At 29.4% G+C, this 16439-nt stretch carries 16 protein-coding genes and 1 pseudogene; 15 read left to right on the plus strand and 2 right to left on the minus strand.

Annotated elements, in window-relative coordinates:
- Positions 1-102 precede the first annotated feature (102 nt).
- The 15 genes and pseudogenes from WG951_RS02180 (at position 103) to WG951_RS02250 (ending at position 14648) form a co-directional block, all read left to right on the plus strand.
- A complete protein-coding gene (locus WG951_RS02180) occupies positions 103-1404 on the plus strand; it encodes a hypothetical protein (RefSeq protein WP_105048576.1) in 1302 nt (433 codons plus the stop codon).
- Positions 1405-1639: 235 nt separating this feature from the next.
- Positions 1640-1762 (plus strand): GIY-YIG nuclease family protein, encoded by a 123-nt coding sequence (locus WG951_RS02185; RefSeq protein ID WP_340916136.1) that lies wholly within the window; start codon positions 1640-1642, stop codon positions 1760-1762.
- A gap of 65 nt (positions 1763-1827) precedes the next feature.
- Positions 1828-2549, plus strand: a pseudogene (locus WG951_RS02190) (type I restriction endonuclease subunit R, EcoR124 family).
- A gap of 511 nt (positions 2550-3060) precedes the next feature.
- Entirely contained in the window at positions 3061-3261 is a 201-nt protein-coding gene (locus WG951_RS02195) for a helix-turn-helix domain-containing protein (protein ID WP_105048577.1), read from the plus strand.
- Position 3262: 1 nt separating this feature from the next.
- Positions 3263-5518 (plus strand): ATP-binding protein, encoded by a 2256-nt coding sequence (locus WG951_RS02200; protein WP_105048578.1) that lies wholly within the window; start codon positions 3263-3265, stop codon positions 5516-5518.
- Entirely contained in the window at positions 5511-6668 is a 1158-nt protein-coding gene (locus WG951_RS02205; RefSeq protein ID WP_105048579.1) for a hypothetical protein, read from the plus strand. Before WG951_RS02200 ends, WG951_RS02205 begins: the two co-directional genes overlap by 8 nt.
- A complete protein-coding gene (locus WG951_RS02210) occupies positions 6669-7433 on the plus strand; it encodes a hypothetical protein (protein ID WP_105048580.1) in 765 nt (254 codons plus the stop codon).
- Positions 7430-9331: an HsdM family class I SAM-dependent methyltransferase gene (locus WG951_RS02215; RefSeq protein WP_105048581.1), complete on the plus strand. Its 1902-nt coding sequence runs from the start codon at positions 7430-7432 to the stop codon at positions 9329-9331. The genes WG951_RS02210 and WG951_RS02215 overlap by 4 nt, the downstream gene beginning before the upstream one ends.
- 13 nt (positions 9332-9344) lie before the next feature.
- Positions 9345-9527, plus strand: a complete 183-nt coding sequence (locus WG951_RS02220; protein WP_105048582.1) for a hypothetical protein — start codon at positions 9345-9347, stop codon at positions 9525-9527.
- 986 nt (positions 9528-10513) lie between these two features.
- Positions 10514-10678 carry a Lacal_2735 family protein gene (locus WG951_RS02225; RefSeq protein WP_105048583.1) on the plus strand — a complete coding sequence of 55 codons (165 nt, stop codon included), beginning with the start codon at positions 10514-10516 and terminating at the stop codon, positions 10676-10678.
- Between the two features lie 6 nt (positions 10679-10684).
- Positions 10685-11032, plus strand: a complete 348-nt coding sequence (locus WG951_RS02230; RefSeq protein ID WP_105048584.1) for a TIGR03643 family protein — start codon at positions 10685-10687, stop codon at positions 11030-11032.
- 108 nt (positions 11033-11140) lie between these two features.
- Positions 11141-12601 (plus strand): cryptochrome/deoxyribodipyrimidine photo-lyase family protein, encoded by a 1461-nt coding sequence (locus WG951_RS02235; RefSeq protein ID WP_105048585.1) that lies wholly within the window; start codon positions 11141-11143, stop codon positions 12599-12601.
- Positions 12598-12729: a DUF2256 domain-containing protein gene (locus WG951_RS02240; RefSeq protein WP_105048586.1), complete on the plus strand. Its 132-nt coding sequence runs from the start codon at positions 12598-12600 to the stop codon at positions 12727-12729. Before WG951_RS02235 ends, WG951_RS02240 begins: the two co-directional genes overlap by 4 nt.
- Positions 12730-14211: a cryptochrome/photolyase family protein gene (locus WG951_RS02245; RefSeq protein WP_105048587.1), complete on the plus strand. Its 1482-nt coding sequence runs from the start codon at positions 12730-12732 to the stop codon at positions 14209-14211. It abuts the gene before it with no gap.
- Positions 14212-14222: 11 nt separating this feature from the next.
- Positions 14223-14648, plus strand: coding sequence for a hypothetical protein (locus WG951_RS02250; RefSeq protein WP_105048588.1), 426 nt, complete (start codon positions 14223-14225; stop codon positions 14646-14648).
- 104 nt (positions 14649-14752) lie between these two features.
- Here WG951_RS02250 and WG951_RS02255 read toward each other — a convergent pair whose 3' ends face one another.
- The gene (locus WG951_RS02255; protein ID WP_105048589.1) at positions 14753-15094 is read right to left on the minus strand and encodes a P-II family nitrogen regulator; all 342 of its coding nucleotides are present in this window, start codon (positions 15092-15094) and stop codon (positions 14753-14755) included.
- A 27-nt stretch (positions 15095-15121) separates the two neighbouring features.
- On the minus strand, positions 15122-16378 hold the full coding sequence (locus WG951_RS02260; protein WP_105048590.1) for an ammonium transporter: 1257 nt from the start codon (positions 16376-16378) through the stop codon (positions 15122-15124).
- Between the last annotated feature and the right edge of the window lie 61 nt (positions 16379-16439).

Below are 16439 nucleotides of genomic sequence, written 5' to 3' on the forward strand. Positions count from 1 at the left end.
TTGTTGCAGCAGATGTTTGTTTAAAAAAAACACTTAATTGTAGGTATAAAATAAGAAAAGTAAAAGAATATCTTTATAGCTAACCAAAAAAACCTACTTAAAATGAAAAAGAATAATTATTTGTTATTAATACTAACATTAATAACCTGTTTAGTAATTAGTTTCAACACAAAAGCGCAGGTATATGAGCAATATACAAGTCCTGTAAAACAATATAATTTAGATAGAATTTTTGATAAGGACACTCTACTATTTAATGATAAAATGTTAAATCTTTTATTTGCAGATAAAGTAGGCACTTCTTTTGGTGGTTCAAACGATCTTTCACTACAAAAGTATTTCTTTGGTTTAGATAATGATGATAAATCTATTACTTTAGGTTTTAATATAGATTCTAGAAAAGGAGAAAAATTAGACAAGTTAAAATGGATTTTCTCTGGTGCCTTAAAATTTAAAGCAACAAATAAATTTGCTACTATTTTTGATGGAGAAGGTAAGTTTTTAAATGATAATATTGGAGCAACTTACAAGGTTACCTTAATAGGTAATGGTACTATAGATTTTACATCTAGCAGTAAAAAGAAACGACGAGAAGCGATTGAGAATAATAGAAAAAAACTTTTTGACACCTATAATAAAGCAGCTGTAAAAAATAATAAAGAAAAACTAAATAATTTTAAAAAAGAACATAAAGAAAGTAGAAAGTTTGATGATGATTTAGAATGTTATGATAAAGTTTTAAAAGAAAAACATAATACTGATTATGAAGAACTAGCACAAAAAGAAATAGACTATTTAGAAGAAAACAAAATGTATAATTTTATTTCTAACAGATGGGTTTCTTTAGAAGTTTTTACACCCTTTGGAGGATTAACTTATAACATTACTCCAGATGAAAATACTATATATCAAGAAAACAGATTTTATAATATTAATGCATCTCTTTCTGGTAATTATATGAGAGCTTATTCTAGCGGAAAAAGTATTTTTTTTAAAGCCATTGTTAATGTTAAAAATAACAATACAATAATGGTAAATAATTTATCAGCAAAAAAGTTTCAAACTTCAACTGCTGCAACAAACAATAATTTAATAATTACAACAGAAGATGTTTATGTAACAAGTTATGATGAGTTTATTACTACTTCTTTAATTTTGGAACCAGCTTTTTTCTTTATCACTTCAAAATTTGGTGATTTTGGTTTTAGTCCTGCTGTAGAATTTAATTTTGGTAAATACAAAAGAACAAACTGGAAAGTTGGATTACCAATTAGTTTAAAAGACAATGAAGGTAAACCAACTATAAATTTTGAATTTCAATATAAAAATATTGGTACATTTGATAAAAGTGTAAATGTTTTTGGTATAAGTACCAACTTCTTGTTTGGAAATTTGATAAATTAAAAATTTAAGTAAGAAAACAAACAGATTGCTTGAGTTTGCTTCGTTCCTCGCAATGACTTGTTTTAATGGAAGAGTGAGAACATAAGAGTGTCATTGCGAAGTATGAAGCATTCCCACAAAAGAGTGAGAACGCAAGAGTAAAATAATAGTAATTAAGTTAAAATAAAACGTAGGAAACCCAGCAAACAGTTTGCTTCGTGCCTCGCAATGACGAATTATTATAAAGCCAGGATTCATTTACATACTAACTAACAAAAACAACACCATATTATATATTGGTGTTACATCCAATTTAGTTGAGAACACAAGAGTGTCATTGCGAAGAATGAAGCAATCGCACACAAGAGTGAGAACATAAGAAAGAGAACCTAAGAATAGGAAACTATTACAAAATTTGATGAAGCTTTAACGCATTTATTAGGTATAACACCCACTTATAAAAGTGTAGATAATTTGCTAGGAGAGGAGCAACAATTGGCTTTTGTACAAGCATTTAGAAGAGTTTTAAGAACTAAAAATGTATTAGAATCTTATGTAGATTTTAATTGGGAAGATTTAGGAATTGATGAACAAACTTTTGAAGATTATAAAAGCAAATATTTAGATTTACACGAAACCATAAAAACAAATAATCCAGCTCAAAAAACTTCAATTTTAAACGATATTGATTTTGAATTAGAATTAATTCATAGAGATCAAATTAATGTGGTTTATATTTTACAGTTATTAGCCAGATTAAAAACTACAAACAAATCTGAAGCGCAAAAACAGAAAAAAGCTATCATAGATTTATTAGGCGGTGAAATTACGTTAAGAAGTAAACGAGAATTGATAGAAAAGTTATTGAGGAAAATTTACCACTTATTAATGATGTAGATGCAATAACTGATGAATTTGAAAAGTTCTGGCAACAAGAACGAGTTTTAGCATTATCAAAAATTTGTGAAGAAGAAAATTTAGACCAACAACAATTCAATGCTTTAATTGATAGTTATGTGTATAACGGACAAGAACCAATTAGACAAGACGTTTTTAAATGTTTAGAAAATAGACCAAGTATTTTAAAGGCTCGTGAAATTGGTGAAAGAATTATATCAATAATGAAAAAATTCATTGATGTATTTGTTACAGGAATGACTGCGTAATTTATAACCTTCAATATTGAACTCGTTTTTATTCAAATAAAGTTAGATTATTACTATCTGTAGAATCTCGTATTTGAAAATTATTTGACCATTATACCGAATATTCAATTCTAGTGCCAACTAGAAAAACGGATTTTATGTTATTTCATACATTATTTGTTATTGGATTGAATACATAACATTTATACTACAATCATAGAACACAATTAACTTGTTAGATATTAAAATATTATCGTATAATTGCATTATATAAATCTGTACTATAATGTTCTGCGTTATGTAACTTGAGCTTTGGCTAAAAGCGAAAGTTGTTACTACTGTTTCTTAAAAAAATTTCTTCTAAAAAGCTTCTTTAAAAATGTAATGAAATACTCTTTGCCCGAAGCGACGATAGGAGCGAAGTGGGAATGTGTATGAAATGGCTAATTTATCTAACGATTTAATTTTATCTCAAAATGTGATATATATTTAAATAATATTGCTATTTTTATTTTTCAAATTTCTGTGTATTATGAATCGTATTAAAGAGGTACTTGAAGAGAAAGGTATTAAACAAGTTTGGCTAGCTGAAAAGTTGGGTAAAAGTTATAATATGGTTAACTCTTACGTGCAAAACAGAAGACAACCTACTTTAGGAGTTCTAAATCAAGTTGCTGAAATTCTGGATATTGATGTTACAGATTTAATAGTTTCAAACAAAACTGATAATTAAAATGACAGAGAAAGAATTAATAAAAAAGCTTGAGTTAGTTTTAGAAAAAGAGCCAAATAATTATTCAAAAATTCTTGAATTATCTTCGTCTATAGCTGAATTTGATAAAGAGAACGTTAGGTTTTCAGTTGATGCAGGTGTTATAAATAGACTTGGAAAAGAACTTGTTGGAAGACACGAAACTGCTGTTTCTGAATTAGTCAAAAATTCTTATGATGCAGATGCATTAACGGTTGATTTATATTTTAAAGATTGTGATAAACCAGGAGGCACACTAACAATTGAGGATTCTGGATTAGGAATGACAAGAGAACAGTTGGTTAAAGGCTTTATGACTATTTCATCTAGTGATAAAATACACAATCCTAAATCTCCAAGATACAATAGGACTAGAGCAGGACAAAAAGGAATTGGACGATTTGCAACCCAAAGAATAGGTCAAGAATTAACAATCGTTACTCAAACATTAAAATCAGATAAAGCACTTAAGGTGACTATTGATTGGGATAAATATGAGATGGATTCTAATTTACTTTTGATATCAAATACTATTGAAGAAGTAGAAAAAGAAAAAGAGGAAGGTACGACTCTAACTATTAAAAATGTGAGAGATTCTTGGTCAGATTCAATGATAAGAAGAGCATATAAATATATTACAGATTTACTTCAACCTTTTCCTTTATCAGACCGATTCGAAGAAAGTACTAATGATCCAGGATTTAAAGTTACCTTTTATAGAGACAACATTATAGTAGTTGACGAACAAAGTGCTTTTTTTCAACATGCATTAGCTGAAATTGAAGCATATGTTGACGAAGAAGGACAAGGTTATTATTCCTTTAAGAGTGATAAACTTTCCATTTCTGAAGAAGTGTATTTAATTGGGAAGAAAGAAAGAGAAGATAAATTTCATTCACTTAAAAATGTTCATTTTAAGGCATATTATTTTGTGTGGAATGCTGGTTATATTTCAAGATCTGTAGAAAAACATATAAGAGAAAATGCTCGTGAATATGGTGGAGTACGTTTATATCGAAATGGTTTTAGGGTATTGCCATATGGTGAACCTCAAAATGATTGGTTAAGATTGGATGCATCTGTTGCACGAAGAAGTATAATTGCTCCTCATGCTAATATCAATTTCTTTGGTTTTGTTGAAGTTATTGATAGAGATGGAGAATATTTCCAAGAGCAATCAAGTAGAGAAGGGCTATTAGAAAATGAGTCTTTAGATGAACTTAAAGATTTTGGTTATAAAGTTTTAACCGATGTTGCAATTAAAGTTTCTCATGCAAGAGAACGAAAAGGAACTGCAGGACAAAAAGGTTGGGATAAGAAAACTACCAAAGACGTTATAAAGGAAGTAAAGAAAGAATTTGATGAAATTAGTAAAGACGACAAAGGTAATATTACTGTTAAATTAAAAACTATTAGCAAAAAGCTTGAAGAGTTAGAGGAAGTGGAGGAAAAGGAAACTTTGGAAAGAGAAGCAAAAGCAAAAGAGTTACTTAAGGAAATACAATTACTAAGAATTTTAGCAAGCTTAGGTCTTACAATTGGCGAATTTGTTCATGAAGTTAATCATTATGAGCCTGCTTTTAAATATGATGCTGAATTTTTAACCAATTTAATAAAAGATACAGAAGGGAAAAAAGCTGGAATTCGATTGCAAAAAAATCTTGAAGCATTTACTGTTTATACTTCTTTCTTTAAAGATGCTATTTCAAAAAATGTAAATAGAGAATTAGAACCTATAGAATTAAGAGAACCCGTTTCAAATTTTATAGAAATAATAACACCAGATTTAATAAGAAGCAATATTAATTTTGAAAAACCAGAGTTCATAGGATATAATTTATTTACCTGTCCTATGCATTCATCGGAATGGGCTTCAATCTTATTTAACTTTTATACAAATGCAAAAAAAGCAATTGCAAAAAAAGCTACTACAGGTAAGATTGCTATAGAAGCTGGAAAAATTAAAGATAAAGTATATCTTGAATTTTCAGATAATGGTATTGGTATTGCACCAGATAAAGAGGATGAGATTTTTGAAGCATTTTATACAACTAGTAATCCATCTGGAAGTTCTTCAACAGAACTTGAAGAACTTTCAGGAACAGGATTAGGTCTTAAAATAGTTAAAGATATAATAGAAGGCTATGGAGGAGAAGTTTTTGTAACTAAACCAAAAGAAAATTACAAAACTACTATAAGGATTGAATTGCCTAAAACAAACATAGAAGATTATGAGTAAATATAAAGTATTCTATTTAGATGATGAAAAAGAGGATTTAACTATTCCTTACAAAAAAAAATTAGAGATAACAGATCTTTTAGATATCAGCTTAAACAAACCATATAATTTTGAAAAAGAGTTAGATAGATTAATTGAAGAACTTAAAAGTTGTGATGCTTTAATATTAGATTTACAATTGGATGGTCCTCAAGAAGATGATTCAAATAAAGAAGGAAAAGATGGTAAAGAAAATAATGCTAATGAAGATGAAAAAAAATTTAAGGTAAGATATCAAGCTCCTCCTTTAGCACAAATGATAAGAACCTTGGCTTCAGAAGGTGCTATACCTGATTTACCAATTATACTGTGCTCAACAGAAGACAAAGTGAAAGATTCTTTTAATAGAGATTTTACTAGTCATGATTTATTTGATTGGACTTTTTTAAAAGATGATATTGATGTAGAAACTATTAATAAAATAGTTTCTTTAATTGTTGGTTATCAGACATTAAATAAAAACAAAAAAGATTTTTCTACTTCTTTAGGTAGAGATTATAATGAATTAGACCAAAGAATTTTATCAAGATTCATAATTGAAGATAATCCACCTACTCATGAAATAGCTAGAGTAATATTCAAAGATATTGTGCAACCTACAGGTTTGTTAATTAATGAAAGTACACTAGCCGCTAGGTTAGGTGTAGATATGTCTAAAAATGTAGAATATTGGAATAAATTTATTGATAAATATTTTTCTAAAACAAAGTATGATGGAGTTTTTCATACAAGTTGGAATAGATGGTGGAATGATAGAATAAATGATGTTTTTGAAGAAATCACTAATGAAAACCTTGCTAGTTTAGATGCTACTTCAAGAGTTTCGTTATTAATTGAAAAAACAGAATTTAAGGATTTAATAGTTGCTGAACCAATAAAACTTTTTGAAAGTAATAATTATTGGAATATATGTGAAATAACGAAAAAACCACTTGACCCTTTTGAAGGGTTTAAAATTAGTGGAAAAGAAGAACCAAAACCTTGGCAAGATTATGCATATGTATCTTTATTTGCGTATGTTACTAAACCAGATTCTATTAATAAAAAGGGAATAAAAATACATCCATCAGATTCTGAAAGAATGAGAGTTGAAAGAAAAAAAATAGATTAAATGACAATCGATCCAAAAAATAAAAAATATCGATTAGAATTAGCTAACGAATTAACTTTGTTGAAAAGAGCTTTAGAAAAATGCTCGATAAGTCTTAAATCAATTGGAGCAATCGACAGAGCTATAAAAGAACTTAAAAACGAGAAAAGCCTACCTCTTGGTACTAATTTAAGCTGGGGATATAAAATTAGTGGATTTGCTATGGAAATAGATGTTTCTAATAATATCCAATTTCCAAAAACTGTAAAAAAAGCAATATTAGACTTTAGTATTAATTTAAAAGGAGAGTATTATGATTTTACAAAGGAGTTTAAAGACCCTTTTAAACACCTAGAATTTAATATAATTGTTGAAGGTAAATCTAGAAAACGAAAAGATCATATTCTTTCTTATCATTTAGATAGGCATATTGAAGAAGGTAATCCTTCAAATGAAGTACACCCAATATATCATTTTCAAATGGGAGGAAGGAAGTTAGATGGATATCATGGTAATGGTAAAAATTTTGGAAATCAATTGATATTAGATAATCCAAGATTTATGCATTATCCTATGGATTTTATATCAGGGTTAGATTTTGTATTATCTAATTTTTCACCAACTATATGGCGTCAATTAAAAAAAGACCATGCATACAATAGGATTTTAAAGAGTTCACAAGAAAGAACAATAAGGCCTTTTGTGGCTAGTTTAGCCAATCATTTTGGTTTTCATACAATAAACAAAGATTGGAACTGTAAAGATATTTGTCCTCAAATAATATGAATAAGTCTAAATTAAATAAATTTTTAAATAACTACTCTAAAGAAATTTTGGAAGTAGATAGATTGCTTGTTTCTTCTTTTTTAAATACTAATAATATTAACATAGTTCACAATGATTTTATTAATAATTATTTAATCAGCTATATAGACGAAGATTATTCTGATTTTCTAGATTTTAATTCAAAAATTAATATAAACACACTTGAAGATTTAATTTCAGCTTTTGAATTTGTTATATCGCCAGAAGACAAAGTTATTACAGGAGCTGTTTACACGCCTAAAAATATACGAGACTATATCATAGAAAGCACTTTTAATAAATGGGAAGGAAATATTGAAGATGTAATTTGTGCTGATATTGCATGTGGTTGTGGTGGTTTTCTTTTAACAGTTTCTAATTATATCAAAAATAATAGTAATAAAGATTTCAATGAAATTTACAATGAAAATTTATTTGGTATTGACATTGCAAATTATAGCATTAATAGAGCAAAAATACTTTTAAGTTTAAATGCCATAATACAAGGAGAAGACGCTAATTTTAATTTTAACTTTCATACGGGAAACACTTTAAGTTTTGATATTAATAATGCATTTAATCACACTATTAATAGTTTCGACATTATCGTTGGAAATCCTCCTTATGTATGCTCTAGAAATATGGATGAAGAATCTTTATCTCTAGTTAAAAACTGGAGTGTTGGAAATAGTGGTCATCCAGATTTATATATTCCTTTCTTTGAAATTGGTGTTGAAAATCTATCTCCGAATGGAGTTTTAGGCTACATAACAGTCAATTCTTTCTTTAAAAGTATAAATGGTAGAGCATTACGGAAATATATTTCTAACAAAAAACTATCATTTAAAATTGTTGATTTTGGAGGCGAGCAAATATTTGAAGCATATAACACTTATACCTGTTTATGTTTTATCCAAAATGATACTTCTAATGGAATCTATTATAAGCGAAAGGAAAGTAAATCATTATTTGAAATAAACGAAAATGATTTCTATTTTATCGAATATGAAAGTATTGATGATTGGAACGGTTGGAATTTAGTTGATAACGAATATGCGGAGAGGTTAATATCGATTATAGAGAATACAGGAATTCATTTTTTTGATAAATACCAAACAAGAAATGGTATAGCTACACTTAAAAATAAAGTTTTTAAGTTCACACCAGTTAGAGAAGACAATGAGTATTATTATAGAAAAGAAAAAGGGGAGGAGGAAGTTAGAATTGAAAGAGGAATTTGTCGTTCGATTATTAATTCTAATAGTATTGAAAGTCAAGAATCATTATTAGCAAATAGAGAAGTTATCATTTTTCCTTACTATTATACTAATGAAATCAGAAATGTAATTGAAGAAGATGATTTTAGAATTAATTTCCCAAGTGCTTATAGCTATTTAGAATCGAATAGAAGTTTGCTTTCAAAACGAGATAAGGGAAAAAGAGATTATGAAGCTTGGTATGCATACGGAAGAACACAATCCTTAGATATAAAAGGACTTAAACTGTTTTTTCCACACATAACAGATTCTCCAAATTTTGTTATCACGGAAGATAGAGATTTACTATTTTATAACGGTTTAGCTGCGTTTTCAGAAGATATAAATGAATTAAGAATATTAAAATCCATTTTAGAAACAGATATATTTTGGTTTTACATATCACAAACAAGTAAATATTATATTTCTAATCATAGATCAATAAGCAAAAACTATATTAAGAAGTTCGGAATACCAAAGTTTACCGCAGATGAGAAAAATTATATCTTGAATCATAATAATAAAGATGATATAAAATTCTTAATTGAATCCAAATATTATAATAGACTTGATAATTATGAAAATGAATTAAGGTTAGAAAATAATACTCCAGTACCAATTTAAAATATTAAAATATATGGCTTATCCAGAACGCAAACCAATTTATGAGACTTACAAGAGAATAATTACAGACATAATAGATTCAAAAAAATATAAGGATTATGCAAATGGTGAAATAGATGCATTAGATAAGGAACTGTTAAGTGCTTTTAAAGAGATTCGAATTGCAATGATATCGAAGAAAGATTGGTCATCTTAATATTATGTAAAATAGAATCTTGATGTTATACTTGGCCTCATAAAATTTTGGTTAAAACAATAGGAGAAATGAGCGTCCATATTTTAGGTGTTTGGTAATACTGTTTCTTAAGCGTTTCAATTATATAAAGGATTTCAAAACAGTCTTAACCAGTTACAATGTTTCCTAAAATATAGCGAATGAGCCGTTAATTGTTTCCAAAATTATATGCAGCCTTGAATTTTTGTTTCTTTTGTTTCAAGACAAAAGATAATGAAACATTAAAAAAAGGATTAATTGAAGTTCTAAATATAACAAGTGCATAGAAATTATCTCGCAGAGTAATTTTATACTCTTGTGGCAAGCTTACGAGAATCGTCTAAATTTTTTTATTCCGTACATTTTATCGAATACGCGATTTTTAAATAAGAGTAAAAAGGTTAGCTTTTATTTTGGCGTTGGCAAGCGGCTGGAAATTGAGTTATAAATAAATTGCAATAAGCAATTTGATTTTATAAAAGCAATCGAGCGTTTGGTAGCGGCTATTTTACATAACGGCTAATTATAGATACAAATGTTTTATAAACTCTGCGAAGCAAACCGCTTATTAGTTTAATGACCCAAGTTCCAATTATTCTTATGAAAACGAATGCTTCTGGGATATTTTACATAATACTACATTATAGCTATCAAATGGACTCCTCTCATAAAATACCAATGATAACATTTGTACTATAATTTATATTATGTTAAATAGAGTTTTTAACAACACTCTTTTCTATAATAACCACCATTAATTTTAAACATGAAAAAAAAGTTATTTACAGACATATAATATTATCCACTATCTCTTCTTATTGTAAAAATGAAAGTTGAAATAAAAAACGATAAAAAAAAACTTATTATCACTCCTTTAAAAAGTGTTTAACTTAATAATTAAAATGTTAAACAAATATTATATCTTTACAATATCACTATAAAATTGAATCCAATAAAAATTTATCGATATGTTCGGAATATTTAAAAAGAAAACAGACAAAGAAACTTTATATAAACAATATCAAAAATTGACTAAAGAAGCGCATGCATTATCTACTAGCAACAGAAAATTAAGTGATCAAAAAGTATTTGAGGCTGAAGAAATAATGAAAAAGTTAGAGAAAATTCAATAATAGCTTATGATTTTACCATCTAAAATAACCACAACACAATCTTTAATAAATAACGCAGCTACTACTGTGGACGTAAATAAAGAATTAACAGAAAGGCAGCTAGATAGAATTATAGAAATGGCTTGGGAAGATCGCACCCCTTTTGAAGCTATAAAATTCCAGTTTGGTTTTGCAGAAAAAGAGGTTATTAAATTAATGCGTAAAAATCTAAAAGAATCTAGTTTTAAACGCTGGCGAAAACGTGTAAACAGCGGTGTTAGTACAAAGCACTTAAAAAAAAGAAGTCAAGATATCACTCGTTTTAAATGCACAAGGCAACGTATCATTTCTAGTAACAAAATAAGTAAACGTTAACCCATTATTATCAAAGAATTGAAGAAGAAATAGCTTGTTTATTTTTTGTAAAAGACTACTACCCTTCTTTCTTCACTTTTTGGGAAAATGTAAAAAATAATTGCTATTTTGATAAAAGAAGCTGTGAATATTGTTTGGTTAAAAAGAGATCTTCGTTTGCAAGATCATAAATCGTTGTATTTAGCAGAAAAAGCAGGTATTCCGTATATCATTATTTATCTTTTTGAGCCTAGTATGATGCAATATCCAGATACAAGTTTACGGCATTTACAATTTGTATATCACGCTATAAAATCGCTCAATACAGATTTAGAAGTTTGTCATAGAAAAGTTACCGTTTTCTATGGTGAAGCTTTAGAGGTTTTTAATTTCCTACACACAAACTATCAACTAAAGGAACTATTTAGCTACCAAGAAAGTGGTACAAAAACTACTTGGAATCGTGATAAATGGATTCAAAACTTTTGTTTAGAGAACAATGTTCATTGGGTTGAAAATCAAAAAGATGGAATTATAAGAGGGATTAAAAATAGAGAAAATTGGAACCAACGTTGGCACGCTACGATGCACGCTCCTATTCTTAAAAATACCTATTCAACAAACACCCTCAACCCTATTGAACATTCTTTTGAATTACCAAATGAATTGGTTGTAAAACTAGAGAATTATCCAAAACAATATCAACCTGCAGGAGAAAAAAATGCTTGGAAATACCTGAATTCTTTTACTCAGAAAAGAGGTTTTAATTATCACAGACATATTTCTAAACCTACAGAAAGTAGAATGGCTTGCAGCAGATTGTCTCCTTATTTGGCTTGGGGGAATTTAAGTATCAAACAAGTTTTTCAGTTTGTGGGTACACATCCCAATGGCACCGCAAATGATCGTGCGTTTTCTGGCATGTTAACGCGTTTGCATTGGCATTGTCATTTTATTCAAAAATTTGAAGTAGAATGCGCTTATGAAACACATTGTATTAATAAAGGGTATGAATTATTAACTCATACAAAAAATGAAGCTTTTTTAAAAGCTTGGAAAACCGGACAAACAGGATATCCTTTAATCGATGCGTGTATGCGTGCAGTTGCACAAACAGGTTGGATCAATTTTAGAATGCGTGCCATGGTGGTTTCCTTTTTGACTTTAAATTTAGATCAAGATTGGCGAGATGGTGTGTACCATTTGGCACGCTTATTTTTAGATTATGAACCTGGTATTCATTATCCGCAATTTCAAATGCAAGCAGGAACCACCGGAATTAATACGGTAAGACTTTACAATCCCGTAAAAAACTCGGAAGAACACGATGCAAAAGGAACCTTTATTAAAAAATGGGTTCCTGAATTGGCAAATGTTCCAGAAACGTATATTCATGAACCTTGGACCATGAGTTTAATGGAACAAACTTTTTGTGGCGTTACTATGGGTGAAGATTATCCGCACCCCATTGTAGATTTAAAAATAAGTGCAAAAAAAGCAAGAGATAAAATTTGGGGACATAAAAAGCATCCTGCTGTACTAGCAGAAAAACAGCGACTTTTAGCAACTCATGTAAATAACAGCCGATGAAGAAAGAGCATTTACCTGAAAAAAGATGTGTGGTTTGTAAAAGACCCTTTACTTGGCGTAAAAAGTGGGAGAAAAATTGGAACGAAGTAAAATATTGCAGCGAACGTTGTAGAAGAAATAAAATATAAATGAAAGCAGTAAACATCATTTTTCCACATCAATTATTTGAAACCTCTCCTCTATTAGAAAATGGTTTGCCTGTGTATCTTGTAGAAGAATATTTGTTTTTTAAACAGTACAATTTTCATCAACAAAAAATAGCATTTCACAGAGCTACGATGAAACAGTATGAAACTTTTTTAAACGCTAAAAATATAGCAGTTCATTATATAGCATCCATAGAAAGTATCTCTGATACTAGAAAACTCATTCCTTTTTTAAAATCAGAAGGAATTACGATGCTACATTATATAGATCCTGTAGACAATTACCTAGAAAAACGCTTAGCACAAGGCTGTACTACAAATGCGATTGAAAGAACCGTTTATAATTCACCTTTATTTATAAATACTAAAGAAGATTTACAACCCTTTTTTAGAAAAGATAAAAAGAAATACCATCAAACTTCATTTTATACAGATCAAAGAAAAAAAAGAAATATTTTGATTGATGCTGATGGAAAACCAACAGGAGGAAAATGGACTTTTGATGCGGAAAATAGAAAGAAATATCCTGCAAAGAAAATTCCACCTGCTATTCAGTTTCCAGATGTAGATGATTTTTATAAAGAAGCGCTAGACTATGTACAAAAAAACTATTCAGAAAATATTGGTCAACTAACTGAAAACTCTTTATATCCAACAAATTTTAAAGCGAGTAAACAATGGTTTCAACAGTTTTTAGAACAACGCTTTTTAGAATTTGGTACTTATGAAGATGCAATTGTTGCAGAAAATTCGATTTTAAATCACAGTGTGTTAACGCCCATGCTTAATGTGGGTTTAATTACGCCTAAAACCATTATAGTACAGAGTATTTCATTTGCAAAAGAACACAATATCCCTATCAATTCTTTAGAAGGTTTTGTGCGACAAATTATTGGTTGGCGCGAGTTTATCCGTGGTATGTATGAAAGCCGAGGAAGTGATGAAAGAACTTGTAATTTCTGGAATTTTAAAAAGAAGATTCCCGCTTCTTTTTACAACGGTACCACAGGAATTTATCCGATAGATCAAACCATAAAAAAAATATTACAAACAGGGTATTGTCATCATATAGAACGCTTAATGGTGTTGGGGAATTTTATGATGTTGTGCGAATTTGCCCCAGATGAAGTGTATAAATGGTTTATGGAACTTTTTATTGATAGCTATGATTGGGTAATGGTACCCAATGTATACGGCATGAGTCAGTTTGCTGATGGAGGATTGATGGCTACCAAACCCTATATTAGTGGTAGTAATTATTTAATGAAAATGAGTAATTATAAAAAAGGCGAATGGCAAGTAATTTGGGACGGCCTATTTTGGCGATTTATGGATACACATCGTGGTTTTTTTAAACAAAACCCAAGATTAGGTATGTTGGTAACAATGTTTGATAAAATGCCACAAGAAAAAAGAATTCAGCATATAGAAAATGGCGAAAATTACTTAGAAACCCTTATTTAAATTACAGAATAATGATATTTAATACTACATATAATAATAGAGAGTATGATACGGAAAGTGCCCTGTTAGTAGGCGAAAAATTTAGTTTCTTAAAACGTATAAAATTAGGCGGAATTGGTTCTGGTAGATTAATGATTAAGACTATTAGTCTGAAATTAAATACGGCAAAGCAGCAATTTTCTGAAATACAGTATGGTAATATAGAATTACGTCCAAAAGGAATTATTGTGCATTTTACCCAAAAACTAGCACGTTGTTCTTGGGTTATTCCTTATTATCGATTGGTAATTTACAATGCTCAATTTTTTAGCATTCACGCAAATGGAAATTGTATTCAGTTTACTAAAAATAAGAACTATTTAAATAACAAAAAATTTATCAATAAAATGATAGACCTTAAAAACGATGCTTTAAATTTAAGTTATTACGATTATTAAAAGAATTGGTATTAACTTTAAAATAGCCTTTACTATTTAAGTCTAATTGCACTTTATAAAATTTATCACAACCAATAATTATTAATTGTGATAAATTCTATAACTTATTTAATAGCTTCTATTCCTCTAGTTCTTGTTCTAATTCTGATAGCGTCTTCTACAGGATACACAAATATTTTTCCATCACCTACTAACCCTTCAGAAGCATTGTCTAGAATTACATTGATGGCTATTTCTAAATTAGCATCACTTACAATACAGATAATCATAATTCTAGTTTGTAAAATCATAGATTGTTCTGTACCACGATAACGTTCTGTATATGTTTTTTGCATTCCGCTTCCTTTCACCGGAATTATCGTATTACAAGGAATTCCTGCTGCTTTTAAACCAAGCTGCACATCTTTTAATTTTGAGGGTCTTATAACTGCTTCAATTTTTTTCATGTTTGTCGTTTTTAGTTGATTTAATAATTACTCAAAAGTAGAATATGCTTCTACACCAAATGAAACCGCATCGATTCCTGCAGATTCTTCTTGCTTAGAAATTCGAATTCCAATGGTCTTTTTCATAATGATCATAATAATGTATGTTAAAGTAAAAGAAAAAGCACCAATTACTAAAATACCCAATGCTTGTACACCTAACATGGCAGCTCCACCTCCAAAAAACAAACCACCATCTGTAGCAAATAAACCAACAGCTAAAGCACCAAATAAACCATTAACACCATGTACCGCAATGGCTCCAACAGGATCATCAATTTTTAATTTATCAATATATAATACGGCAACATCTACTAAAACACCCGCAATTAAACCAATAATAATAGCAGCATTGGTATCTACAACATTACAACCTGCTGTAATAGCCACTAAACCAGCTAATACACCATTCATAGTCATGGTAATATCTATTTGTCCGTATTTAAAATACGTATAAAACATGGTAGAAATTCCACCTGCTGCAGAAGCTAAAAAAGTATTTGCTGCTACGGTACCAATTAATTCCCAATTACCCACGGCACCTAAAGTAGAACCTGGATTAAAGGCAAACCAACCAAACCACAAGATAAAAGCACCTACTGCTGCCAACGGTAAATTATGACCAGGAATGGCATTAGCTTCTCCATTTTTTTGGTACTTCCCTATTCTTGGGCCTAAAACAATGGCTGCTGCTAAAGCAGAAAAACCACCCATGGCATGCACTGCTGCAGAACCTGCAAAGTCATTAAAACCTTTTAAAGCCAACCAACCATTAGGATTCCATACCCAATTGGCAACTAACGGATACATGACCGAACAGAATATAAAAACATAAATTGCATAACTCCAAATTTTCATACGCTCTGCCACAGCGCCCGATACGATAGAAATAGAAGCAATACAAAACCCTAATTGAATAAACCAAAAAAGCTTGTTAGAAACCGTTAAACCTAAACCTAAATCGTCTGTTGTAATTCCAATATCAAAAGCAAACCAACCGTTAGAGTTTCCATAAGCAATTCCGAAACCTAATATATAAAAGGCAATACCTCCAAAAGTGATATCAATAATAACCTTTGCAATAATGCTCATGGCGTTTTTAGATCTTACAAATCCGGCTTCTAATAAGGCAAAACCGCCTTCCATAAAGAAGATAATAGCTGCACAAATAGCCACCCAAATAGTGTCTATTGCGTTAACTAATTCTGGTTGTTCTGTTACTACTGGGGTAATAGTTGAATACATAAATATATTTAATTGTTAAAGTTTTTAAATATACTATGGATGTTAGAGAATGTCTCTTTTA

The sequence above is a fragment of the Polaribacter butkevichii genome, assembly GCF_038024105.1.
Taxonomy (GTDB): domain Bacteria; phylum Bacteroidota; class Bacteroidia; order Flavobacteriales; family Flavobacteriaceae; genus Polaribacter; species Polaribacter butkevichii.